At 63.0% G+C, this 23322-nt stretch carries 26 protein-coding genes, 1 tRNA gene and 2 pseudogenes; 6 read left to right on the top strand and 23 right to left on the bottom strand.

What is annotated here, in order from left to right; genetic code table 11:
• Nucleotides 1-51: 51 nt before the first annotated feature.
• Nucleotides 52-864, bottom strand: coding sequence for a transglycosylase SLT domain-containing protein (locus tag DQG18_RS16705; protein WP_425454197.1), 813 nt, complete (start codon nt 862-864; stop codon nt 52-54).
• Between the two features lie 133 nt (nt 865-997).
• Between DQG18_RS16705 and DQG18_RS00135 the strand changes: the two genes are divergently transcribed.
• Complete coding sequence (locus DQG18_RS00135) at nt 998-1681, top strand: RluA family pseudouridine synthase (RefSeq protein ID WP_425454196.1); 684 nt, start codon at nt 998-1000, stop codon at nt 1679-1681.
• A 105-nt stretch (nt 1682-1786) separates the two neighbouring features.
• A tRNA-Arg gene (locus DQG18_RS00130) sits at nt 1787-1863 on the top strand.
• Here DQG18_RS00130 and DQG18_RS00125 read toward each other — a convergent pair.
• From DQG18_RS00125 to trbB, 15 genes and pseudogenes are all read right to left on the bottom strand, one after another.
• The gene (locus DQG18_RS00125) at nt 1834-3492 is read right to left on the bottom strand and encodes a recombinase family protein (RefSeq protein WP_116652208.1); all 1659 of its coding nucleotides are present in this window, start codon (nt 3490-3492) and stop codon (nt 1834-1836) included. The genes DQG18_RS00130 and DQG18_RS00125 overlap by 30 nt on opposite strands.
• Complete coding sequence (locus tag DQG18_RS00120) at nt 3489-3887, bottom strand: HVO_A0114 family putative DNA-binding protein (RefSeq protein WP_116652207.1); 399 nt, start codon at nt 3885-3887, stop codon at nt 3489-3491. The genes DQG18_RS00125 and DQG18_RS00120 overlap by 4 nt, the downstream gene beginning before the upstream one ends.
• A complete protein-coding gene (locus DQG18_RS00115; protein WP_116652206.1) occupies nt 3884-4237 on the bottom strand; it encodes a toxin-antitoxin system TumE family protein in 354 nt (117 codons plus the stop codon). Before DQG18_RS00115 ends, DQG18_RS00120 begins: the two co-directional genes overlap by 4 nt.
• Nucleotides 4234-4551 (bottom strand): hypothetical protein, encoded by a 318-nt coding sequence (locus DQG18_RS15935; protein WP_157969943.1) that lies wholly within the window; start codon nt 4549-4551, stop codon nt 4234-4236. Before DQG18_RS15935 ends, DQG18_RS00115 begins: the two co-directional genes overlap by 4 nt.
• A 135-nt stretch (nt 4552-4686) precedes the next feature.
• Nucleotides 4687-4908 (bottom strand): DUF2274 domain-containing protein, encoded by a 222-nt coding sequence (locus tag DQG18_RS00110; RefSeq protein ID WP_116652751.1) that lies wholly within the window; start codon nt 4906-4908, stop codon nt 4687-4689.
• A gap of 2 nt (nt 4909-4910) precedes the next feature.
• Nucleotides 4911-6038 (bottom strand): TraB/TrbI/VirB10 family type IV secretion system protein, encoded by a 1128-nt coding sequence (locus DQG18_RS00105; protein ID WP_116652205.1) that lies wholly within the window; start codon nt 6036-6038, stop codon nt 4911-4913.
• Nucleotides 6035-7018 carry a P-type conjugative transfer protein TrbG gene (gene trbG, locus DQG18_RS00100; RefSeq protein WP_116652204.1) on the bottom strand — a complete coding sequence of 328 codons (984 nt, stop codon included), beginning with the start codon at nt 7016-7018 and terminating at the stop codon, nt 6035-6037. The genes DQG18_RS00105 and trbG overlap by 4 nt, the downstream gene beginning before the upstream one ends.
• Nucleotides 7015-7704: a conjugal transfer protein TrbF gene (gene trbF / locus DQG18_RS00095; RefSeq protein ID WP_116652203.1), complete on the bottom strand. Its 690-nt coding sequence runs from the start codon at nt 7702-7704 to the stop codon at nt 7015-7017. The genes trbG and trbF overlap by 4 nt, the downstream gene beginning before the upstream one ends.
• A complete protein-coding gene (gene trbL, locus DQG18_RS00090) occupies nt 7701-9062 on the bottom strand; it encodes a P-type conjugative transfer protein TrbL (RefSeq protein WP_116652202.1) in 1362 nt (453 codons plus the stop codon). Before trbL ends, trbF begins: the two co-directional genes overlap by 4 nt.
• A 2-nt stretch (nt 9063-9064) precedes the next feature.
• Nucleotides 9065-9352 (bottom strand): putative entry exclusion protein TrbK-alt, encoded by a 288-nt coding sequence (gene trbK-alt, locus DQG18_RS00085; protein ID WP_116652201.1) that lies wholly within the window; start codon nt 9350-9352, stop codon nt 9065-9067.
• 13 nt (nt 9353-9365) lie between these two features.
• Nucleotides 9366-10139 carry a P-type conjugative transfer protein TrbJ gene (trbJ, locus tag DQG18_RS00080; RefSeq protein WP_116652200.1) on the bottom strand — a complete coding sequence of 258 codons (774 nt, stop codon included), beginning with the start codon at nt 10137-10139 and terminating at the stop codon, nt 9366-9368.
• Complete coding sequence (gene trbE, locus DQG18_RS00075) at nt 10136-12628, bottom strand: conjugal transfer protein TrbE (RefSeq protein ID WP_116652199.1); 2493 nt, start codon at nt 12626-12628, stop codon at nt 10136-10138. The genes trbJ and trbE overlap by 4 nt, the downstream gene beginning before the upstream one ends.
• 13 nt (nt 12629-12641) lie before the next feature.
• Complete coding sequence (locus tag DQG18_RS00070; protein WP_116652198.1) at nt 12642-12923, bottom strand: VirB3 family type IV secretion system protein; 282 nt, start codon at nt 12921-12923, stop codon at nt 12642-12644.
• Nucleotides 12923-13254: pseudogene (locus DQG18_RS00065) on the bottom strand (TrbC/VirB2 family type IV secretion system protein). The gene DQG18_RS00070 and the pseudogene DQG18_RS00065 overlap by 1 nt, the downstream one beginning before the upstream one ends.
• Nucleotides 13251-14246, bottom strand: coding sequence for a P-type conjugative transfer ATPase TrbB (trbB, locus tag DQG18_RS00060; RefSeq protein WP_116652197.1), 996 nt, complete (start codon nt 14244-14246; stop codon nt 13251-13253). Before trbB ends, DQG18_RS00065 begins: the two are co-directional and overlap by 4 nt.
• A gap of 209 nt (nt 14247-14455) precedes the next feature.
• Here trbB and DQG18_RS00055 point away from each other — a divergent pair, with 209 nt between their 5' ends.
• Nucleotides 14456-15025 (top strand): ATP-binding protein, encoded by a 570-nt coding sequence (locus DQG18_RS00055; RefSeq protein ID WP_116652196.1) that lies wholly within the window; start codon nt 14456-14458, stop codon nt 15023-15025.
• On the opposite strand, the gene DQG18_RS00050 is transcribed toward DQG18_RS00055, so the two are convergent.
• The 6 genes from DQG18_RS00050 to DQG18_RS00025 all read right to left on the bottom strand — a co-directional run bounded on the left by DQG18_RS00050 (nt 15022) and on the right by DQG18_RS00025 (nt 20640).
• On the bottom strand, nt 15022-15498 hold the full coding sequence (locus DQG18_RS00050) for a CopG family transcriptional regulator (RefSeq protein ID WP_198669613.1): 477 nt from the start codon (nt 15496-15498) through the stop codon (nt 15022-15024). The genes DQG18_RS00055 and DQG18_RS00050 overlap by 4 nt on opposite strands.
• A 10-nt stretch (nt 15499-15508) precedes the next feature.
• A complete protein-coding gene (locus DQG18_RS00045; protein WP_116652195.1) occupies nt 15509-17497 on the bottom strand; it encodes a conjugal transfer protein TraG in 1989 nt (662 codons plus the stop codon).
• A gap of 119 nt (nt 17498-17616) precedes the next feature.
• On the bottom strand, nt 17617-18552 hold the full coding sequence (locus DQG18_RS00040) for a LysR family transcriptional regulator (RefSeq protein ID WP_116652194.1): 936 nt from the start codon (nt 18550-18552) through the stop codon (nt 17617-17619).
• Nucleotides 18553-18577: 25 nt separating this feature from the next.
• Nucleotides 18578-18934 carry a YjhX family toxin gene (locus tag DQG18_RS00035; protein WP_157969942.1) on the bottom strand — a complete coding sequence of 119 codons (357 nt, stop codon included), beginning with the start codon at nt 18932-18934 and terminating at the stop codon, nt 18578-18580.
• An 84-nt stretch (nt 18935-19018) separates the two neighbouring features.
• Entirely contained in the window at nt 19019-19396 is a 378-nt protein-coding gene (locus tag DQG18_RS00030) for a GNAT family N-acetyltransferase (RefSeq protein ID WP_245958320.1), read from the bottom strand.
• A 90-nt stretch (nt 19397-19486) separates the two neighbouring features.
• Nucleotides 19487-20640, bottom strand: a protein-coding gene (locus DQG18_RS00025; RefSeq protein ID WP_425454191.1) for an IS3 family transposase whose coding sequence is annotated in 2 segments (ribosomal slippage) — nt 19487-20379 and nt 20379-20640 — 1155 coding nt in all. Because the reading frame shifts where the segments join, the coding sequence is not laid out codon by codon here.
• A 190-nt stretch (nt 20641-20830) separates the two neighbouring features.
• On the opposite strand from DQG18_RS00025, the gene DQG18_RS00020 reads away from it, so the two are divergent.
• The 3 genes from DQG18_RS00020 to DQG18_RS00010 all read left to right on the top strand — a co-directional run bounded on the left by DQG18_RS00020 (nt 20831) and on the right by DQG18_RS00010 (nt 23199).
• Nucleotides 20831-21463: an SbcC/MukB-like Walker B domain-containing protein gene (locus DQG18_RS00020; RefSeq protein ID WP_157969941.1), complete on the top strand. Its 633-nt coding sequence runs from the start codon at nt 20831-20833 to the stop codon at nt 21461-21463.
• Nucleotides 21460-22620: a Wadjet anti-phage system protein JetD domain-containing protein gene (locus DQG18_RS00015; RefSeq protein WP_116652190.1), complete on the top strand. Its 1161-nt coding sequence runs from the start codon at nt 21460-21462 to the stop codon at nt 22618-22620. The genes DQG18_RS00020 and DQG18_RS00015 overlap by 4 nt, the downstream gene beginning before the upstream one ends.
• 318 nt (nt 22621-22938) lie before the next feature.
• The gene (locus DQG18_RS00010) at nt 22939-23199 is read left to right on the top strand and encodes a CopG family ribbon-helix-helix protein (RefSeq protein WP_116652189.1); all 261 of its coding nucleotides are present in this window, start codon (nt 22939-22941) and stop codon (nt 23197-23199) included.
• Here the strand turns inward: DQG18_RS00010 and DQG18_RS00005 are convergent.
• Nucleotides 23196-23322, bottom strand: a pseudogene (locus DQG18_RS00005) (IS630 family transposase); the annotation flags it as partial. The gene DQG18_RS00010 and the pseudogene DQG18_RS00005 sit on opposite strands and share 4 nt — an antisense overlap.

Genomic DNA, 23322 nt, shown 5'->3' with positions numbered 1-23322 from the left:
GCAAAAGCCTACCACAAAAGCTGCTCTCGGGTCACCCCTAAGCGCGGACCGTTACGGCAAATCGGCCCCGTTTTGGGCCTTTGAAATGGCATCGAGCATGGAAAACGTGCCCTCGAACATGTCAACGGCGGGCCTGAGTTCCAGTCCGGGATTGGCGTTTCTGTAGGCCGAGGCGGTGAGGATGGAGGCCCCCAGATTGTTTCCCGCGCTCTGCCGGGGTGGCGCTGACGCACTTCCATCCGCCGCATCGATCGCCTCGAGCGCGGGGCTGGTCCCGGTGCGCACGGCAAGAGTTTCAGGACGTTGCGGGGGCAAAAAACCGAGCGCCACGACCACGGGCGCGTCGAACTGGGGGATGGGGGCGGGAGGCGCAGGGGGCGTCTCGACTGCCGCAACAGCCGTGGGCGGGGTGGGTGCCGCCGGCGAGAGGGGGCCGGGGCGAAGCCCCGTTTCTTCGAGCAAGCCCCTGTCGCGGGCGGCGTAATAATAGCCGCGCGCATAGTGCCGGACGGCGGCATCGTGATTGCCCCCGGCCACGATATAGGCGCCGCGCAGATATTTGACTGCGTAGATGAGGTTGGTTTCCGCATCGAGCAGGTCCTCGGGCTTGCCCTTGAAGCCCATGGTGCGCGCCGTTTCGGGCAGGATCTGCATCAGCCCCCAATAGGGCCCGTTCCGGGCTCGCGGATTATAGGTCGATTCCCGGATGACCACGCGGTGGACGAGGTCGGCGGGCACATCGTAGTAATCGGCGTAATACTGGATGAGGAGATTGATATAGGCGCGCTCGTCGGCCTTGGCCGGAAGCGCGGCAAGCCCGATGAGAAGGGCGGCAGCAAGTGCGAGCAGCTTTCGTGCCGGCATGGCTGTCATTTCTCCCCGCTCAAGATCACTGGCGCGCCCTTTCCCGCTACCACAGTTGCGCCCATAATGGGAACCCGTATGGCAAATTCACGGCCAGAACGCGGCAAATTGCCTTCGGGCGCCAAAATGCTCTATGCACTTTGCCATGCTTAACCCGATGCCCAAGACCTTTGTTTACGATCCGCCGCGCGAGCCTTGGCTCTCGGTGCTCCATGAGGACGAGCACCTGATCGTCCTTGATAAGCCCTCGGGCCTGTTGAGCGTGCCGGGCAAGGACCCCGCGCTTTCCGATAGCCTGCAGACCCGTGTGCTCGAACGCTGGCCCGGCGCTGGCACCGTGCACCGGCTCGACAAGGACACCTCGGGCATCATCGTCATGGCCAGGGACAAATGGACCCATGGACGGCTGGGCATCCAGTTCGAGAAGCGCCTGACCCGCAAGATCTATATCGCAAGGGTCTGGGGCGCGCCGGAAGAAGATGAAGGATTTGTCGATCTGCCCCTTGCCACCGACTGGGAGAACAAGCCGCGCCAGCAGGTCGACCACGAGCGCGGCCGCTCCGCCCAGACCCGTTGGGCGGTGATAGCGCGCGAGGGAAGCATCACCCGGCTGCGCCTGACGCCCGTCACGGGCCGCACGCATCAGTTGCGCGTCCATATGCGCGCGATCGGGCATCCCATCATCGGCGATGAATTTTACGCAACGGGCCCGGCGCTGGCCGCCGCGCCAAGGCTGAACCTGCACGCGGCCCATCTGGGCTTCATCCACCCGGCCACCGGCGAGGCCGTGGATTTTCAGACCCCTGTTCCCTTCTGAATCACCGCCCCGATACCGCTGCACGAAGTTCGCAATCAAACAGTTGCACTTCGCCGGACCTTCAATTAGTTTCCCGCCAATTCCGCCCGGCCCGCGCCGTGCGAAGCACCCGTAGCTCAGCTGGATAGAGCGCTGCCCTCCGAAGGCAGAGGTCACACGTTCGAATCGTGTCGGGTGCGCCATTTCAGAACAGAACTATGAACGCCGAACGCCGCCGTTTCTACGCTTGAAGCGGCGACCAGCGTTCGCAGCAGTTCCGACTTCGATCCCATGATGCGAACCTCGTCGTCGGCGACCTCGACGCGCTGCGCCAGAGCGCGCAGATGGTCGCGTCGGTAGCCGCCATCGTCGAGTCGTATCCGTTCGCGGGCTTTGCGGGCGAAGCCCTTGAGCATTTCCGGGCTGACGCTTTGATTGCCTGAACTGTCGAGCGCGAGCTGGGTACGCTCGGCGTCCGCAGCGGCCTGATCCCGTAACGCCTTTAGGCTCGCCATGCGCTCTTTTGCCATGGCGTCGTCCTTGTCCACCATGCCGGCTTCGATGGCGTCAAAGAGACGACCGAGCCGCTGGTCGGCTTCCGTGATTCGCCTGTGAAGTTCGGCAAGATGCTCGCGGCGGCGCTCGGCTCGCTCCTGCCGCCGGTCGATGACGCTGGCGAGGACAGTTTCCAGTCGCTTGGGCTGGAGCAGCCGATCTCCGATATGATCGGCGACAAGACGGTCCAGCTTGTCCATCGGGATCGTGCGGCCCTTGCAGCCGGTCTTGCCCTGCCGCGCCTTGGTCGAGCAGGTGTAATAGCGGTATGTCTGCCCAGCGCTTCCCTTTCCAGTGCGTAGTGTCATGGCACCTCCGCACTTGGCGCAGAAGCAAATGCCGGTAAGCAGCGTGGGGCCGCTGGATACGCGGGCTGGCGTCACCAAAGGATCGCGCGACCTCAAACGCGCTTGCACAGCGTCGAATATTTCGCGTTCGATCAGAGGTGGAACGGCCATGATGGCGACTTCGCTCTCCGGCTTCTTCTCCCGGTCCTTGTGCGAGCGCGTATTGAACCTGTGCTCGCCGATATAGGTGGTGCGGGTAAGGATGGCGTGGATTTGCGCTAGACCCCATTTGCCACCATCACGGGTGAAGAAGCCGTGCTCGTTGAGATAAGTGGCAATAGCCTTGACGCCCATTGCGCCGGACTTGCCGTCACCTTCGAGATAGAGCCGATAGATCAGCCGCACGGTGTCGGCGTGCAGCGGGTCGATCTCCAGCTTCTTCTTGATCTTCGATCCCCGCTGCTCGGCCGCGACGATGCGATAGCCGATAGGAGGTCGTGCGCCGTTCCAGAAGCCTTGGCGGGCGTTCTCGTTCATGGGGCGTAGGACGTGCTTGGCGTTCTCCTTGGACTGGTATTCGTCGAACAGCGCCATGATCTGCCGCATCATCTGGTGCATGGGGTCGTCGCCCATCTCCTGCGTGATGGACACCAGCTTGACGCCGTTCTTCGCCAGCTTGCGAACGTAGAACTCCATCTCGAAGTGATCGCGGAAGAAGCGGCTGAACGAATGGACCACCACCACGTCGAACGGCGCGGGCTTGGACGTACCGGCCTCGATCATGCGCTGGAACTCGGGGCGCTTGTCGTTGGTGGCGGTTGCGCCGGGCTCGACATAGGTTTCAACGAGCTGGTAGCCCCGTTGCTCGCAATAGGCTTCGCCCTGCCGCTTCTGGTCGGGAATGGAAATGTCATGCTCGGCCTGCCGGGCAGTTGAGACGCGAAGGTAAAGCGCGGCGCGGGCGGTAACGGTTGGGCAGTGCATGTTCATGGCCGGTCTCCCATAGCCTTCTTCGCCTTGGGGCGGTCGATCAGGGGCAGCGCCAGCTCCACGCGGTCATGAACCACCTTGGGCGCAAGCTTGCGGCCGTGGCCCGGCTCAAGCCGCACAAGGCCGTAGCTCTCCATCGTTTTGAGGGTGCGTGACAGATTGGAGCCGGCCCGGCCGGTGATTTCCGCCAGTTCTTCCAGCGATGCCGGGGCTTTCTCGGCGATGACGCGAAGCAACTCGCGGTTCCCGGCCGACAGCACCTTGGCGAAGGATTCGGTCGAGGTGAACCACACCTTCGGGTCGCCGGGCGCGGGCTTTTCCTCGCCCTTGGCAATCCGCATGGTGCGGGCCTTCATTTCTTCATAGTCGGCAATCCCGACTTTCAATGTGGTCATAGGGCACCTCGCTCCTTCAAAACCGCGTCCACCGCCTGCCAGAAGTCGGCCAGCAGCGTGGCCGCATCCTCGTAGGCGTAAGGCTTCACGGTCTGGAGGCGGTGCCGATGGTCCATCGGTTCGCCGCGTCTGCCTCGGCCGACCGGATGGGCATTGTCGAGGCCGACCAGCCGTTCGCCCGAAGGCCCGTGAAGCGTGAGCGAATAATCGAGGCCATGCGGCTTTTCCGGCGAGGCCGGAACGCGGGTGACGACAAACTTCACCCAATAGCCGCCTTCGGGATCGACAAAGAGCATCTGTCCGTCGAGGTCCAGAAGCGTGTCGAGGCCCGGATCACGATGACCGCTCACGCCTTTTTCCTATCAATCTGTGATAGGAAATACAAGCTGTCATCCGGCTTTCGCGGGCTCAAGAGTTCGTCGAACACATCGCCGAACCAACGCTCGAACACGTCAATCTCGGCCTCGGTGACGGGAATGTCCTCCGGCCAATCGTCCGTGACACGCATCCTCTGTCCATCCGGGCCGAGAAGTGGCGTGTCGCTGGCTCGCGTTCGGCCGTCCGGCGTGGGATCGTCAGCGTAATCGAAAAGATCGTCGGGAAGTGGTTCGGGGATCGACTGTCGCGGTCGCCCTTTTCGGGCGCGGCGGCGCTCTGCGCACATGGAATCCTCCTTGGTTCGGTGTGGACTCCGGGACGCTCAAGGCCCCGGAATTAATCGAACCATGGAGGGCAGTCGGCGGGCTGTAGCGTGCCGCATTTGCGCCTATGCGCTGGCGGCACCCCTGCGGGTTGGGACTTAGCTTGCAGCGCGTCGTGCCTTGGCGAAACCGCGATCCGTGGCGATGAACCGCTCCAGCATCGGCACGATGAGCCTGATGGGGTCGGCGGCGGGCTGGCCGCTATAGCGGGCCAGCACCTCGGCATAGGCGACCAGATCGCGGTGAAGCGACGCGGGCAGCTCCACCGTCACCTTGACCGGCTTGTCGTCGGGGAGCGGTCCGAGTTTCAGCTTGGTCACGGTCAACCTCCTGTCGGCTCTAACACAAGGTCGCGGGTGACGATAATCCTGACCGGGAAGCCCGGCCGAATGGTCAGCGTCGGCGCGACCTGCAACTGGCGCTGCACGATCTGCTGTCCCGCCTGATTGACGGTATCCTGCGCCCCGTCTCGAATTGCCCGGATAAGCCGGTCCTCGTCGTCGGTCGCCAGCTCCGTGCCCATGCCAAGCAACGTGGACAGCCCTGCGGCCTTCATCAGATCCCACCAATGATAATCGACGCCGTCCTCAAGGCCGGCATAGCCGCTGGCGTCCGCGCCCGGCAGGCGCTCAAGGACGATGGAACGGCCGCCTGGCAGGATCAGGCGATTCCACACCAGCAACACGCGGCGCTGGCCGAAGGTCACGCCGTCATCGTATTGGCCGATGATGCGCGTTCCCTGCGGGATCAGCAGCAGCGAGCCGGTCGGGCTGTCATAGACGTTCTCGGTTACTTGCGCCGTGACCTGCCCCGGAAGGTCGGAGCGGATGCCGGTGATGAGCGCAGCCGGGATCACGGCCCCGGCCTGAAGGATATAGGGCGATGCCGGCGGCGCGACACGATCCGGCGCGACGGTCTGCCGGTCCACGGGGCCACTGAGGAAAGCCGCGTGGCGATCCTGTGTCGCGGGCTGCCCGCCGAGGCCAAGCCCGGCAAGGCCGGGCATGGCGGTGCCGGCTGGCGCTCCCGTGCGCGGGCCGGACTGGAAAAAGACGTTGCTCAAGCGCGCGGCTTCTTCCTCGGCCCTGCGGCGTTCTTCCTCTGGATCGACGGCGGGTGTCGTGATGGCCGGCGTTACAATGGGCTGTCCCCGGTTCTGCGCGTCGAGGATCGGACGGCCGAGGTCGCCGGGCAGCGCAGGGCCAAGCACGGGGCCGCTGTAGTCGCTCGGCAGGCCGGCGAGGCCGTCCGCCGTGGGCCGGTTCTCGGTCGAATAGAGTTCGTCGCCTCCCGGTCCCCCGTCGCGGGTCTGGAGCGCATAGATCAGCGCGCCGCCGATGCCGAGAAGCGCAACCGCGCCGACGCCAGCCAGCATCTTGCGGGACAGGCGGGTGACGCGGGGCGATTCAGCGCGCAGGCGCATGGGGGTGGCGGTATCGGTATCGCTCATAAGGACGATCCTCCCGTGGTCGTTCTGGCTGGCTCTGCTGCGGCCTGCGTCGGGTTGGTGCGGACGATCCTGACGACCTGCTGGCGGTTGCCGCTGCCAAGGCGCAGCTCGGCCGAGCCGAACAGGCGGTCCACGATCAGGACGTTCTGGTGGACTCGGCTGTTGACGATCTGCGGTTCGCCATTCGTGCCGAGCACGAAAATCGGCGGCATTTCGCCCTGCACGATCCCGGCCGGGAAGACGACATAGGCGCGCCTGCCATCGTCGAAGACGGAGACGGGCCGCCATGGCGGGCTGTCGCCCTGCACCTGCAAGCCATAGCGATAGTTCCGCGCAGCCTCGGCCGGGACGGTCTGGCGCTGGCCTGCTGGCGGCGCGGGATAGGCCCATGCCACGGCGGGCATGTAGAGCGATTTCCGCGCGCGCAGTTCGATCATGTAGGTGCGTCGGTCGGTGGTGACGACAAGGTTGGTGGCAATGTCCGGTCGTGTCGGCTTCACGAGGATATGGACACGGCGGTTTGCACCGCTGCCGCTCTCGGTGTCGCCGATGATCCAGCGGGCGGTGTCGCCCGCCGCAATCGGCCCCGCGCCTGTCAGGCTTTCGCCTGGCTCCAGCGCGATCGTCGTGATCTGCCCGACTGCGGCATAGACCTGATAGAGCGCGCCTTCGCTCCATGGGAAAACCTGTATGGCGTTGTAGTAGCCTTCCCGGCGCGGCTCGACGCGGGCGGCGGCGTTGGCGTTCTCGACGCGGCCGGTCGGCGTGCCTGCGGCGATGCCGCCGCGTGCGACGGTCCATGCCGGGGGCACATGCAGCGGCCGGGGCGTGTTGTCGGTTGCCGCCGCCTGCTCGGTCGGCAGCGGCGGCACGCTGGCGTCGTAGCTGAATTGCGGCGTCCGGTTGGTGGCGCAGCCGGCGAGCATGGTCGCCGAAAGCAGCATGGCCGCGATTGTCGGGGTGCGGGTGATCATCCTCATTGGCTCATCTCCCGCGACCACGAAATTGCATTGACATAGATTCCCAACGGGTTGGCGCGCAGGCGCTCGGCGTCGCGCGGTGGCTGGATGACGATGGTGAGGATGGCTGTCCATCGCTCGGTCCTGGCGAGCTGGCCGTTCTCGAAATGACGTTCGGTCCACGCGACGCGGAAGCTGTTGGGGGACGCCCGGATGACGCTCGACACTTCGACGGCGACCTGCTGACGGCCGACCTTGGCGAAAGGATCATTGGCGCGGGCGTAGTCGTTGAGCGCCGCCGCGCCGCGATCCGTGGTCCATTCATAAGCCCGAAGCCAGTTCTGGCGGACAATGATCGCGTCGGCCGGGATCGCGCGGACCTGCTCGATGAAGCGGCCAAGATGAAAAGCGATCTGCGGATCGGTCGGGCGATAGTCCGCAACGGCCGGAGCGACGGTCTGCGCCTGTCCGAGATTATCGACCTGCACCACCCACGGCACCACGGTCCCACGTGCGGACTGCCAGACCAATGCCGAGGCGAAGCCGGCCGAAAGGATCAGCGAACCGAACGCCATATAGCGCCAGTTTTTCGCCTGCACGCGGGCCGAGCCGATGCGCTCGTCCCATGCCTGCGCGGCCTTCTGATAGGGTGTCTCGGGTTCCGGCGATTTGCCGTAATGGGTGACTGGTCGTTTGAAGATGCTCATGAGCGGTCACTTTCGGAAAGGTTGATGGAGGAACCGGAGCCGTGGCTGTCGCCGGAGCGCACCGCATGGGCGGCCATGGTCGTGCCGTGGTTCATGGCCTGCGAGCGCCGCATCCGTTGCGCCCATGCGGGCGGGCTGCCGGCCGGGCCGGATGCTGCTGCGGCGGGATCGGCGCTCGCGCCGCCGACCGTGCCCATGGTCGAGCTGCCGCCCGACGCGCCGAATCCGGCTTTCGCGCCAGCGGAGAAGCTGGATTTGACGGATTCGCTGGCGCGCGCGGCGGCGCGTTTGAGCGGCGAGATAGCCGCCGATCCTGCGGCACGCGCGACGCCGCCGAGGCCGGAGGCGACGCCTGCCGCGCCGGACTGGCCGAGCGATCCGACGCTATAGGCGGCGGTCGCCGCGCCTGCGGTGGCCGCGCCGCCGCGGACGGCCGCGGCCCCGCCGGACAGGGCAGCGGCACCACCTTTGGCGGCGAGCATGGCCCCGCCGCCAGCGGCGACGGCTGCACCTGCGACCGCAAGCCCGGTTCCAACGGCAGCACCCGCGCCAAGCTGCGGCCCGCCCGAAACGATGCCGTTGGCGATGCCGGGACCGAAGATGCCGAGGCCGAGCAGCGACAGGGCTGCCAGCACAATCGCCATGGCGTCGTCGATGGTCGGGGTTGCCCCGCCGAAACCGGCCGTGAATTGCGAAAACAAGGTGCTGCCGATGCCAATGATGACGGCGAGGACCAAGACCTTGATGCCGGACGACACCACATTGCCCAAGACCTTCTCGGCCATGAAGGCGGTCTTGCCGAACAGGCCGAAGGGGATCAGCACGAAACCGGCAAGCGTGGTCAGCTTGAACTCGATCAGCGTCACGAAAAGCTGGATGGCGAGGATGAAGAAGGCCAGCACCACCAGCGCCCATGCGAACAGCAGGCACGCGATCTGGATGAAGTTCTCGAAGAAACTGATCCAGCCCATCAGGTCGGAAATGGAATCGAGAAGCGGACGGCCGGCGTCGAGGCCGGTCTGCGCCACGCGGCCCGGCCGCATCAGATCGGTGACGGAAAAGCCGGTGCCCGATGCCATGAGGCCGAGGCCGGCGAAGCTCTCGAAGACGATACGTGCGAGGTTGTTCCAGTTGGAAATGATGTAGGCGAACACCCCAACGAACATGGTCTTCTTCACCAGCCGGGCGATGATGTCGTCATCCGCGCCCCATGCCCAAAAGAGTGCGGCGAGCGTCACGTCGATGACGATCAGCGTCGTGGCGATGAAGGCGACCTCGCCGCCGAGCAGGCCGAAACCGCTGTCGATGTAGCTGGTGAAGACCCCTAGAAACGAGTCGATGACGCCGGTGTTTCCCATGGTCAGCGCCCTTCGCTGGTCTGCGGCGCGGCGGGTGCTGACGGGCGGCCGAGGAAGCGGTCGCGGGATTCGGCCCATGCGGCGAGGCAGCCGGCATCGCTGGCGGCAGCCTCGCCGAGCTGCTGGCAGCGGCGCAGAGTTTCGCGCAACGGGTCGGCCGGGGGCTGGAAGGCCGGCGCAGGGGGTGGCGCGGAAGGTTCATCCTTCCGCGCCATGTCGATTGCGGTCACTGTCAAGGCAATCGCAACGAACACCACGGCCCCGAGCCGGGCCAGCATCTTGCCGTCCATGGCGAGCCTCCTGTCAGTTGTTGCCGTTGAACATCTGCGCGTTGCCCGGCTGGTAGCCGGTGCCGGGCGTCAGGAACCGCTCGCGCTGGATGCGGCCCTGTTCGGCGGCGGTCGCCCGCTCTGCCTCGGTCAGCGCATCGGCGCGGCCATTCGCCGAGATGACCGCGATCAGGTCGGAAAGCTGTTGCGACTGGAGCGCGAGAAGCTGATTGCCGGCCTGCGTGGCTTGCAGCGCGCCGGTTGCGCCCTGACTCTGGCCGACCAGCGCGGCCATCTCGGCACGGTTGCCGTCGATATTGCCGACCGCGCCCGCCTGAACGCGCATCGCGTCCTGCAAGCCGCCGACCGTGTTCTCCCAGCGGCTACGTGCATCGGCGACAAGCTGGGCGTCGGTCGTCGAAAGCGAGACGTTGCCGTATTGCTGCTGGAACGCTTGGTCGATCTGCCCGACCTCGAACGCGATGTTCTGCGCTTGGCCGAGAAGCTGCTGCGTGCGCTGGACGTTCTGCTGGAGCTGCTGGAGCGAGGAATACGGTAGGCTCGCCAGATTGCGCGCCTGATTGATGAGCATCTGCGCCTCGTTCTGGAGGCTGGTGATCTGGTTGTTGATCTGCTCCAGCGTGCGCGCTGCCGTGAGGACGTTCTGCGCATAGTTGCTCGGGTCATAGACGATCCGGCCGAAACCGAATTGCGCATGGGCCGGGGTTGCCAGCATGGGTGAAAGCGCGACGGGCACGGCAAGCGCCAGCGCGAGGGCTGACGCCCCGACGATCTTGGGATAGGTCATGGAAGAATCTCCTGTGTGGGGTGGGTATCGAGCCGGGCCGGCGCGGCGGATTCCGGCCGGTCGGCAAGATTGGTGAGGTTCGGGATCAGCTCGGCCGCCCACTCGACGCCGCGATGGCGTAGCCAGCCGGCGAGGAAACCGGCGCGGCCGTGCTCGGCATGGATGCGCGCGATTTCGGTCTGGTCGGATTTGGAGGATGCGGCGCAGAGCGCGAGGCCGACTTCGGACAGGCCAAGCTCGAACAGGCGATTGCCCCTGCGGCTTTGGCAGTAATAATCCCGCTTGGGGGTGGCCCTTGCGAGGATTTCAATCTGCCGGTCATTGAGGCCGAAGCGGCGATAGATGGCCGTGATCTGCGGTTCGATGGCGCGCTCGTTCGGCAGCAAGAGCCGCGTCGGACAGCTCTCGATGATGGCAGGCGCGATGTTGCTGCCGTCGATGTCGGACAGGCTTTGCGTGGCGAAGATGACGCTGGCGTTCTTCTTGCGCAGCGTTTTCAGCCATTCGCGGAGTTGGCCGGCGAAACCCTCGTCGTCCAGCGCAAGCCAGCCCTCGTCGATGATGAGCAGCGTCGGCCGCCCGTCGAGCCGGTCGCCGATGCGATGGAACAGATAGGCAAGCACGGCCGGGGCCGCGCCGGTCCCGACAAGGCCCTCGATCTCGAACGCCTGCACGTCCGCCGATCCCAAATGCTCTGTCTCGGCGTCGAGCAGCCGGCCATAGGCCCCGCCGACGCAGAACGGCCGGAGCGCCTGTTTCAGATCGTTGGATTGCAACAGCACCGCAAGGCCGGTGATGGTGCGTTCCTCGACCGGCGCGGACGCCAGAGAGGTCAGCGCCGTCCAAAGATGCTCTTTCACCTCTGGCGTGATCGCCAGCCCCTCGCGCATGAGGATGGCCGCAATCCAGTCCGCCGCCCATGCCCGTTCATAGGTGTCGTGGATGCGGGCGAGCGGCTGGAGCGAAACCGACGCCTCGGCCCCTTCTGTCAGCCCGCCGCCGAGGTCGTGCCAATCGCCGCCCATGGCGAGCGCGGCGGCGCGAATCGAACCGCCGAAGTCGAAGGCGAAGACTTGGCTGGCCTCGTAGCGGCGGAACTGGAGCGCTATGAGCGCCAGCAGCACCGACTTTCCCGCGCCGGTCGGGCCAACGACGAGGGTGTGGCCTACGTCGCCGACATGGAGACTTAGCCGGAACGGGGTTGAGCCTTCGGTCCTAGCGTAAAGCAATGGAGCGTCGCCGAAATGCTCGTCCCGTTCCGGCCCCGCCCACACCGCCGAGAGCGGGATCATGTGGGCGAGATTCAAAGTGCTGATGGGCGGCTGGCGGACATTCGCGTAGGCATGGCCCGGCAGGCTGCCGAGCCATGCGTCAACCGCGTTGACGGATTCGGGCATGGCGGTGAAGTCGCGGCCCTGAACGATCTTCTCGACCAGGCGCAGCTTCTCGTCGGCAAGGCGCGGGTCGGCATCCCAAACTGTGACGGTGGCCGTGACATAGGCCATGCCCGCCACGTCCGCGCCGAGTTCCTGCAAGGCCATGTCTGCGTCGAGCGCCTTGTTGGCGGCGTCGGTGTCCACCAGCGCGGACGCCTCGTTGGTCATCACCTCTTTCAGAATCGCGGCGATGCTCTTGCGCTTGGCAAACCATTGGCGGCGGATGCGGGTTAGCAGCCGGGTTGCGTCTGTCTTGTCGAGCAGGATCGCCCGCGTGCTCCACCTGTAGGGGAACGGCAGCCGGTTCATGTCGTCGAGCAAGCCCGGCGTCGTCGCGGTCGGGAATCCCACGATGGTCAGGATGCGCAGATGGGCGTCGCCAAGGCGCGGTTCCAGCCCGCCGGCCAAAGGCTGGTCGGCGAGCAGCACGTCGAGTTGCATGGGCACCTCGGGCACGCGCACGCGATGCCGGTTGGTCGAAATGGTGGAATGGAGATAGGTCAGCGTCGCTCCGTCATCCATCCAACGGCACTCGGGCATGAAGCCGTCGAGCAAGGCCAGCACGCGGTCGGTTCGGTCGATGAAGCCGCGCAGCAGTTCCCACGGGTCCACGCCCGTTTTCTCCCTGCCCTCGTAGAGCCATGCCTCAGTTCGCGCGGCCTCATCGGCAGGCGGGAGCCAAAGGAAAGTCAGGTAGTATTGGGACTCGAAGTGAGCGTCTTGTTCCTCGAATCCTGCTTTCCGTTCGGCATCGACCAGCGCCGACGCAGGATCAGGAAATGTGCTGTCGGGATAGGTCGCGGCTTCGCTGCGCTGCGCCTCGACAAAGATACTCCAGCCGGAGCCGAGACGGCGCACGGCGTTGTTGATGCGGCCGGCGACGGCAACCAGCTCGGCGGCGACAGCGGAATCCAGATCGGGACCGCGAAATTTGGCGGTGCGCTGGAATGAGCCGTCCTTGTTCAAGACGACGCCGGAGCCGACCAGTGCCGCCCATGGCAGATAGTCGGCGAGCCGGGTGGCGGTGCGGCGGTATTCGGCAAGGTTCATCATCGACGCGCCTCCCTCAAACCGCCAGATGACCGGGGATGCGCAGATGCCGCCGTCCGACCTCGACAAAGAGGGGATCGCGCTTCGCCGCCCACACGGCCGCGAAATGGCCGATTGCCCATAGGGCGATGCCGACCAGCCAGAGGCGCAGGCCGAGGCCCACGGCCCCGGCCAGCGTTCCGTTCATGATGGCGATGGCGCGCGGTGCGCCGCCAAGCAGGATATGCTCGGTCAGCGCCCGGTGGACCGGGATTGAAAATCCCGGCACCGCGTCGAGTTGTTCAAGGCCGCCCGCCATCAGATGAGCGCCCCGCCGCCAAACGAGAAGAACGACAGGAAGAAGCTCGACGCCGCGAAGGCGATGGACAGGCCGAACACAATCTGGATCAGCTTGCGAAAGCCGCCGCCCGTATCGCCGAAGGCCAAAGTCAGGCCGGTCACGATGATGATGATGACGGCGATGATCTTGGCGACCGGCCCCTCGATGGACTGGAGGATGCTTTGGAGTGGTGCTTCCCACGGCATCGACGAACCGGACGCATGGGCGGCCGGGCGAGCATGAAGCTGATGGCAAGGGTGGATGCGGCGGTCGCGGCGAAGCGATAGCCGCGCGAAATCGTGCGGATCATGAAGATTCTCCTGTGCTGGTGGGGATTGCCGAAGGGATGGGATGCGTGATGCGATAGTTGCCGTCCGGCCCCAGCCCTTCGACGCGGGCGAGTTCGGCCAGCCTGCGCGCGGAACCGCGCCCGGAAAGGACAGCAACAAGGTTGATCGTCTCGGCGATCAGGGCGCGCGGGACGGTGACGACAGCCTCTTGAATGAGTTGTTCAAGTCGGCGCAGCGCACCGATGCCGGTGCCGGCATGGATGGTGCCGATGCCGCCCGGATGGCCGGTGCCCCACGCTTTCAGAAGGTCGAGGGCTTCCGATCCGCGCACTTCGCCGATGGGGATGCGGTCGGGACGCAGACGCAGCGAGGAACGGACCAGATCGGAAAGCGTCGCCACGCCGTCTTTCGTCCGCATGGCGACAAGGTTCGGCGCGGCGCATTGCAGTTCGCGCGTATCCTCAATGATGACGACGCGATCCGCCGTCTTCGCCACCTCGGCGAGTAGAGCGTTGGTCAGGGTGGTCTTGCCGGTGCTGGTGCCGCCCGCCACGAGGATGTTGGCGCGGGAGGAAACGGCCCCGCGCAGCATCGCGGCCTGATCGGCGGACATGATGCCCGCCGCCACATAGTCGTCGAGCGTGAACACCGCGACGGCGGGCTTGCGGATGGCAAAGGTCGGGGCGGCGACCACGGGCGGCAGCAGACCCTCGAACCTCTCGCCGCTCTCCGGCAGCTCGGCCGATACGCGAGGGCTGCGGGCATGAACCTCCGCGCCGACATGATGCGCGACCAGCCGCACGATGCGTTCGCCATTGGCGGCGGACAGGCGCTCGCCCGTGTCGGACAGTCCTTCGGACAGGCGGTCGATCCATAACCGCCCGTCCGGGTTCAGCATCACCTCGACCACGGCCGGGTCTTCGAGCAGCCGGGCAATGGCGGGGCCGAGTGCAGTGCGCAACATGCGCGCGCCGCGCGCAATGGCTTCCGGTTTTTGGTGGTTGGTGGTCATGTCGGCCCCGTTTCTTCATGGGGCGCGACAGGCGATCCCCGGATCGGGGTCGATTAAGAAAGACCGAAATGCGGCCGGTTCAACAAGTATCTAGCCGCGTGCGGTGATCGGCGGCGAACGGCGGTAAATAGGATGGGCAACCCGGCCGATGTTGAGAATGTCAAACAGTAATAATATCAATGCAGGAAGTGACGAGGGAATCGATCTGAATGCACGGCAGGCCGAAAATATACATCACGGGGGCTTCCTGTTCGGGCGTCTCGACCCTCGGTGCGGCGGTGTCAAAGCGGTTCGACATTCCACAAATAGATGTTGATGATTTCTACTGGATGCCGACCGACCCGCCGTACAGCGTCAAGCGCCCGACTGAAGATCGAGTGAAACTGATTGCAGAACAGCAAGCTGCATCCGATGGATGGGTATTGACCGGCTCCTTCATCGGATGGGGAGAGGCCCTGATCCGTGACGTTGATCTGATTGTCTTTCTCTACACGCCTGCCGCCATCAGACTGCAACGTCTCGACCAGCGCGAGGCAGCGCGCCACGGTGAGCGCATCCTTCCCGGTGGGGACATGCACGAAGCGCATCTGGCGTTTCGAAAATGGGCATCAAGCTATGATGATCCCAGCTTCAGCGGACGTAACCGTGCCCAGCATGAACGCTGGCTTGGCCAGCAAACGGCTGCGGTTCTCAGACTGCAAGGCGAGAAGCCGACAGATGAGCTGGCAGATGCGGTAACCAGCGAGATTGCACTCGTCTGCAAGGGAGTGGCAGGCTAACCGTGCTCAACAGACTGGCGCTCTGCCGCTGTTTCTTCAGCCACATCGCCGGGCATATCCCGCGACAGCTCTTTGAGGAACCTGTCTCCCGTCGCCAAACGCCGACCAAGGTTCTGCATGAAGCCCTCGAACCGCTCTGCTGCTTTGGCGCGGGCTGATTGTCTCGCTGTATCCGGTAAAGGCGGTGTAATCGTCATCCAGTAATGGATGAACTGCGCGACCGTCTCGCCGAGGACGGCGAGATCCAGGTCGAGCGTATCGATCTGGCGGCCGAGCTTGTCCAGGCGGCGTGACATGGCTGCTTCAAGCTGGTCGTCGGCATCGCCGGACAGATAGGACATGACCGCTGCCTCCACGATGGCGGATTTCGAGACATTGCGGCGCAACGCCACCGAGCGGCGTAAAGCCAGCGCTTCGATCTGCGGAATGAGCGCGGGGTCGAAATAGATATTCAGGCGGGTTCTGGTTGCCATGGGCGTCTCCTCAAAGGTCGATTCCATCATCGGGGTTCATCGCCACCTGTCGCGCCACCATCCTCATGCGCTGGCGCATGGCGCGGGCCTTGGCCGCGTCAACGTCCGGCTCGTCGTCCAGAAACTCGAACTCCTGTTCGGGCGACGGCGGCGGGGCGACGACTTCCTCATGCTCGGGCAATTCCGGCTCGCGGCGGATGCCGGCATTGGCCGGATCCCCGTCGGTCCCGTCTGCCGCGTCGGTCGCGGAACCGCTTTCCGCTGCGACCACGCGGCCGGACCAATCATCGGCGGATGGGCTGGGCGCCAGCGGAGCGGCGACCAGATCGGGCGGGGTCAGGATGCGTTCCTGAAACCGCACATCCTCGAAATAGCGGGCTTTGGTGGCCCGGATCGGCGGTGTGCCCGCCACCATTACGATTTCATCGGTGGGCGGAAGCTGCATGATTTCGCCCGGCGTGAGCAGCGGCCGCGCCGTCTCCTGCCGTGACACCATCAAGTGACCTAACCACGGGGCTAGGCGGTGCCCTGCGTAGTTGGTGGAGTCGCGCAGCTCGGTCGCGGTGCCTAATGCGTCTGAAACACGCTTCGCCGTCCTTTCGTCGTTCGTGGCGAAGCTGACGCGGACATGGCAGTTGTCGAGGATCGCATTGTTCGGCCCATAGGCGCGCTCGATCTGGTTGAGGCTCTGCGCAATCAGGAAGCCTTTGATTCCATACCCCGCCATGAAGGCCAAGGCGGACTCGAAAAAATCCAATCTGCCGAGCGCCGGAAACTCGTCCAGCATCAACAGCAACCGATGGCGCTTGCCCGAGGTGGTCAGTTCCTCGGTCAACCGCCTGCCGATCTGGTTGAGGATCAGGCGGATGAGCGGCTTGGTGCGGTTTATGTCGGATGGCGGCACGACCAGATAGAGCGTGACGGGCTGGCGGCTGCCGACCAGATCGGCAATGCGCCAGTCGCAACGTGCGGTGACGCGGGCTACCACGGGATCGCGGTAGAGGCCGAGAAACGACATGGCGGTGGAGAGCACGCCCGACCGTTCGTTCTCGGATTTGTTCAGCAGTTCGCGGGCCGACGATGCGATGACGGGATGAACGCCAGCCTCGCCGAGATGCGGCGTGTCCATCATGGCGCGCAAGGTCGCCTCGACCGGGCGGCGTGGGTCGGACAGGAAGTTGGCGACGCCCGCCAGCGTCTTGTCCTTCTCCGCATAGAGAACATGCAGGATCGCGCCGACCAGCAGCGAATGGGAAGTCTTTTCCCAATGGTTGCGCTTGTCGAGACTGCCTTCGGGATCGACCAGAATATCCGCGATGTTCTGCACGTCGCGGACTTCCCATTCGCCTTGCCGGACCTCCAGCAACGGGTTGTAGGCGGACGATCTGGCGTTGGTCGGATCGAACAGCAGGACGCGGCCGTGCTTCGCACGAAAGCCCGCTGTCAGCGTCCAGTTCTCCCCTTTGATGTCATGGACGATGCAGCTTCCCGGCCAGGTCAATAAGGTGGGCACCACCAGCCCGACGCCTTTGCCGCTGCGCGTCGGGGCGAAGCATAGGACATGCTCGGGACCGTCATGGCGCAGATAGTCCCTGTCGTATCGGCCGAGCAGGACGCCATCGGGGCCGAGCAATCCGGCCGCGCGGATTTCCTTGTCCTCGGCCCATCGTGCGGAGCCGTAGGTGGCGACGTTGCGCGCCTCTCGTGCCCGGATGATCGACATGAAGATGGCGGCGGCGATGGCGAGGAAGCCGCCCGATACCGCGATGATGCCGCCCTCGACGAAGATCGCGGGCGCATAGGCGTCGAAGGAAAACCACCACCAGAAGAAGGCCGGCGGATAATAGACCGGCAGGCCCGCCACCTCGAACCATGGGTTGCCAAGCTGTGGCTGGAAGCCGAGGCGGAAGGCAACCCATTGCGTCGCCGCCCACGTCATCACCAGAACGATTGTGAAGACGACGGCGATTTGACCCCAAAGGATTCGGCCTCCGCGCAATGTAAGCTCCAGTCGGCAAGAGAGACGGAGCCGATCAGAGAGTAGGCAACATCGCGACAGGCAACACAAAAGGTGCTGCGGGAGGGCTTCCGGATACTATCGGCGGCAAATAGGACGGATTACTTTTTCTGCGATCTCGCCGGGTAATCGTCGCCGTGTTGGTGGCCGGGCGAATCGCTGCAACGGCTCATATCGTTTGCGAGGTTGAGTAGGTTGCGGAGCGCGGCGCTGCGATTGAACGGCGACCAGACGGCGGTGAAGGGAACCGGCTCTGGCTCATCGGCAAAAGGTAGGAAGGTGATGCCAGTGGTCGGCAGCAGCGCTGTCGCGGCTCCGACGATGGTAACGCCGAAGCCTTGTCCGACCATAGATAGAAGCGTGCCGCGCTCGACCTCGAAGCGCTGAATTGAAGGAGAACGCCTCCGTTCCGCGAGGCGCAACACGATATGGTCATAGACCTGCGGGCCGGTGCCACCATGGCGGACGAGGAACGTTTCGTTCGCGAGATCGGTCCAAGTGAGGGCGTGACGCTCAGCGAGGCAATGGTTTTCTTGTAGCACTGCGACAAGCTGCTCGGTCCATATTGGACGCGTATGGCAGTCTGGTAGCTCGGGTGCTCCAGCGACAAACGCCACGTCAAGATGACCTTGACGAACTTGCATTACCTTGTTGCGGGCTGTTCCCTCGGTGATTTCGACTTCAATTCCGGGATAGTAGTCGCGGTATTTCGCGATCAGTTTGTCCAGGAAGCTGCCGGGGATCAGGGCGTGGATGCCGATGCACAAACATCCACGCTCTCCCGACGCAGCCATGCCGGCGGTCGTCACAGCATGTTCAAGTTGATCGACGCCCGAAGCTACGCGCTCGACAAAGCGGCGACCGGCCTCGGTCAACCGAACGCCACGAGCCTGTCGCTCAAACAGCTGGATTCCGAGATCTTCCTCTAGCGCTTTCACGCGGGCGCTGACGCTGGATTGTGCCACGCCAAGTGCTTTTGCTGCATGGCGAAAGTTCAAGTATTCCGCCGCAGCAAGCAAATGCACCAGGCTCGCCATGGGAACTCTTCCCGACCGGATCGCCTCAGAGACAGGAAGATAGTTTTTCGTTTTCCTCCGCCGCATGGTCCGCCCTCGTTACACCCGGCCTTTTTTTTGTCAGGCGGCTGTTTCTTTGAGCGACTTTCTGAGCCTGCCGGAACTGTTGCAGGACCTTGATGCCTTCGCGTGTGATTGAATATTCTTCCCCCCTTCTGGACCCGACGAAACGCTTTGTGCGCAAGGATTGAAACTCGCTCAGCCCCACGCCGGCGAGAAACCATCCTTCTCTCGTTATAAAGCTCGCATCCACTACCCGGTTCTTGTCGTCTTTTTCGACAGAGATCTTTCCTCCAAGCGATAGTAGTTCGAGAGCTTTTCTTTCCTGTTTGCTTACATTCATGGTCGTGCACACCCGTAGGACACCTGAAGTAAGTGTCCCCATGATTGAAGATGGAGGGGCACATTGCTGCGCCCCTCGCGGGCGCTAGCCGGCAAGTCTCATTCGAAGATTTTCGAACGGCAGCCCTTCGTCGTCCTGTTTACGTCTCGAAACCTCTGAAAAACCGAGACGGGAGTAGAAACAGACGGCGTTTTCATTAGCCGCATAAACTTCCAGTTCCAGGCTGCCCTTCAAGGTCAATGCGTGGGTGACGAGGAGACGACCAACGCCGAGGCCCTGGACGCCAGGGTCCACAAACAGGCCACCGATGAACTTCCCCATCAGGCCAATGAAGCCGACAGGTTTGTCCTGGTTGCATGCGACCCAGGTTTCAGAGTTTGGAAGATATTCGGCTTCGATCAGCTGTCGTTGTGACAGAAGCTTTTCCTCTCCAAGGAAGGGATGAGCCTGCCTCGAAGCCAAAAACCAGATTTCAGATAGCGGCTTTGTATCCGCGCCCTCGTAGGGACGGATTGAGCTCCCCCCCAATCGCTGGACAGATTTGGGCGTAAATTAAGCTACTCGTTGCACCTGCTGGTCGGGTTGGTTTTGGTCAATGCGCTGCCAATAGATCACGGCAGGCGGTTTGCCGCCAAGAGCGGAATGAGGGCGTCGATGATTGTAGAATTCCATCCATTCGCGGACGCCGGCGCGGGCCTGTGATCCGGTCTCCCAGGCGTGCAGGTAGACGCATTCGTATTTGAGGGTTCTCCAGAGCCGCTCGACAAAGATGTTGTCGAGAAACCGTCCCTTGCCATCCATGGAGATGCGCACCCCCATTCGTCGCAACCGACCGGTCCAGGCAAAGGACGTGAACTGGCTGCCTTGATCGGTGTTCATGATCTCGGGCGGACCGAACTTGTGGACCGCCTCGTTTAACGCTTCGATGCAAAAGTCTGCCTCCAGCGTGTTCGAGATGCGCCACGCCAAGACCTTGCGGGTGTGCCAGTCCATGATGGCCACCAGGTAGAGAAAGCCCCGGCGCATCGGTAAATACGTGATATCCGCAGCCCAGGCCTGGTTCGGACGCTCCACCCTCAATCCCTTCAGAAGATATGGCCAAACCTTGTGTCCCTTGGCCGGTCTCGAGGTGTTGGGCTTCTGGTAGATTGGCATCAGCCCCATGAGCCGCATCAGCCGCCGCACGCGCTTCTCGTTCACCAGGTGCCCTTCATTGCGCAGGTGCCAAGTCATCTGCCGGACGCCGAAGAAGGGCGTCTCCAGGAATTGCTCATCGATCCTGCGCATAAGCGCGAGATTGATCTCGGTCTCGCCTTTCGGCGTGTAATAGAACGAAGAGCGCGCGATCGACAGCAGCGTGCACTGCTTGCCAATCGAGAGAGCGGGGTGATCAGGTTCTATCATCCCCCGTCTCACTTCCCGCCCCAGGGCTTGAGCTTTCGTGACAAAAAATCGTTGGCGACGGCCAGCTCTCCGATCTTGGCGTGCAGATCCTTGACCTGTTCATCGTCAATCTCTGGCTTTTTGCGCCCGCCACGCTCGAACACACCCGATGCCCCTTCGAGCAACGCCCGCTTCCATTGGTGGATCATCGTGGGGTGGATTCCGAACCGGCTCGCCAATTCCGATACCGTCTCTTCGCCCTTCAATGCTTCCAGGGCGACCTTTGCCTTGAACTCAGGCGAGTGCTGCTTGCGTTTCGACATCTCTGATCTCCATCGTCGAAGACCAGCAGACAACAATTCGTAGCTTACGTCAGTGCCCCATTTTCGGGGAGTAGCTCACAATGAAGAACTGCGCGATATTCGCGATGTCCTTCGAAAGTATGATTTTCTCGACGAGCGGTATAGTTTTCGGAGTTCTCAGGCTCCTGGGTATGAGGCTTTCCATACGATCGTGGAACGCTTGCGAGAACTCGAGCTCGCGGACGTTCCTCTATTTCAGGGGGATGTGGAGGACGAGCATCCGCTGGCGGCAGAGCTCAAAGTGGTTGAAGCAGTTTTGCTCGACGAGGAAGTCGATATCGAGCAGTACGAGGACTATCGCAGATACTTCGCCTTCGAGCTTGAGATAACTTCTCTGTCTTCCGGGCGCACGGTGCCTTGGAGCGAACGAAAAGGGACGGCATCCGGCGGCGAGACGCAAACGCCGTACTACGTGGCGCTCCTGTCAGCGCTGTCGTCGATCTATTACGGGGGAGCGCGCTCTCGCATCGATGGGAATGCATCAGGGCTGTGCCTCGCCGCTTTCGACGAGGCATTTTCGAAGCTTGATGAGAAGGTCAGGTTTGAAATGGTCAAATTCTGCCAGGAACTTGGTCTGCAGTTGTTGATCTGCGGGCCGGATGGTGGCCGACAGTCGATGGAACGCTACGCTCACACGATCGTGGACGTCTGGCGCCGCGGAGACGAGTCCTACGCGCGCTCGGACATGATCAAGCAGCGAACGCGAGACGAATTGGCTGCGATCGATCCCGCACGTCTCAGCAGGGAGGAGATTGAGGTCATGATGGGCGAGGCAGCCGAATGACAGGCAAGCGGCGTGCGTTCGCCGACCTGAATAAGCTGCTCAACAAGTTCGAGGCGAACCCGTCGTCCGTCAGGTTGATGCTCAGGCCCACTCGAGCGGACTTTGACACCCAGCTGGAGCTGGACGATTATCTCGCGACCCTTGGAAAGGTTGCAGACACCGGCGGTCTGCGGATCGAGCCCCGACGAGGACGGGAACGTCACAACCCTCCGCGCATCCGATTGGCCGATGCGGACCGTGTGTACGAATTTCTGGAACGCAAACCCAGTGTGGCGGTGGCGCAGGATTCCCTCACGCCGATCATGGACCAAATGGTCGAGCCCTGGATGCTCAAGGCGGTGGAGGATATACGCTCGGCCTGGAGCCGCGGCAGGGACTGGTGGGGGATCGGTCCGCAAAACGCCGATAAAATTCGCTCCATCGCTGCCTTGTCCTTGGCGATTGCGCAGGAACGTCACCGAGATCTGGACTATCGGTCCTTGTCGGTTCAGGTGACAGAAGATAGCAAGTTTCTTGAAAGGCATGAAGCTCCGCTCGTCCGCTTTCTATCGTTCGGCCGCGAGCTGGGCGCCGGCACGCCAAGAAGTGTGCTCTCAGATCTTGGGCTCAGTAGAATTTCGGTTCCGCTCCATATCTCTGGGCCGATCGCGATAGGAGGCGCCGCCCTTCCTCGCTCCCTGCCCTACATTGCCCTTCCACACGGGGCTGTTGGTGAGATTTCCTTGGTTCGGCCACCCAGAGCGCTGCTGACTATCGAGAACTTTGTCTCTTTCCACCGGCACGCAACCGAGGCCAATGGCCTACAGAACGACATGGTTCTCTACACGGGCGGGCAGCCATCAATCGCATGGCAGCAATCGATTGCGACCCTGCGGCAATTACTGCCGGATGGGCTTCCGATCTTTCACTGGTCGGACATCGATGCTGGCGGTATTGAAATATTCCTCACCATGGAGCGATTGCTCGGCGAGGTTAGGCCACACCTAATGTCAGTCGAGCTAGCGGAATCGGCGGGATACGTTCCTCAAGAGCCGCCAGTTCGACCAGGGCAGTACTCCGGCACCACGCTTGAAAATCTTGCCGATTACCTAGCTGAGCCGGGCTCGAGGTGTGTGGAGCAAGAATCGATCGACCCGGTGGCACCGTGCGTCAGTTAGATAATTTTTTTTGCGAAACACACCTGCCGCGATCGCCATCATCAAATCCGTGACGAGGCTGCCGGCGTCTCAATAGTGTCGAAGATGCTCGGCAGATGGGGTCCGGGACTGTGCTCTCGCGTATAGGCAAGCACACTGACGAGCCGATATCGACGAAAAGGCTTACGGGAGTTCGTCCATCGTGTCGGTAAATGGGCGAATTCCAATACCTCTTGACCGTCTGAATGAGTTTACAAAATGGTTGACAATGGGATTTACTGGGGTGCAGTGCATCCCAGACGCTGAGCTTAGGAGGATGCCAAGAACAAGACTGAACGTATGAAAATCTCAATCAGGCCCCCTATCGATGTTATCGAGAAGTTCGATCGAATTGCTGCGGCGCTTGATCGCGACAGGACTTGGGTGATGATTCAGGCATTCCAGTTTTACCTTGATCGCGAAGGTGTTGGCATTCTGACCGATGCCGAAGGTGTAGCGGCCGTCGATCGCGATGAGACAGTGGAATGGGGAACTGCCGTGGATCGAATCGACACAGCGATCGATCGTGGCACAGTGGCGTATAATAAGAAGGCTAGCTAGTCACCCGAATCTGAAGTTCGGTTCATTGTTTTCTGGCAGAAGCGTTTGACGGAGGCGAGGATTTCGTCTGCGGATTTGACCCATTTATAGGGTTTGGGGTTCTCGTTGTGGGCATCGATGAAT

Source organism: Pelagibacterium sediminicola (assembly GCF_003390885.1).
GTDB lineage: Bacteria > Pseudomonadota > Alphaproteobacteria > Rhizobiales > Devosiaceae > Pelagibacterium > Pelagibacterium sediminicola.
The sequence above is the reverse complement of the archived record's forward strand: the minus strand, read 5'-3'. Positions and strand labels throughout refer to the sequence as shown.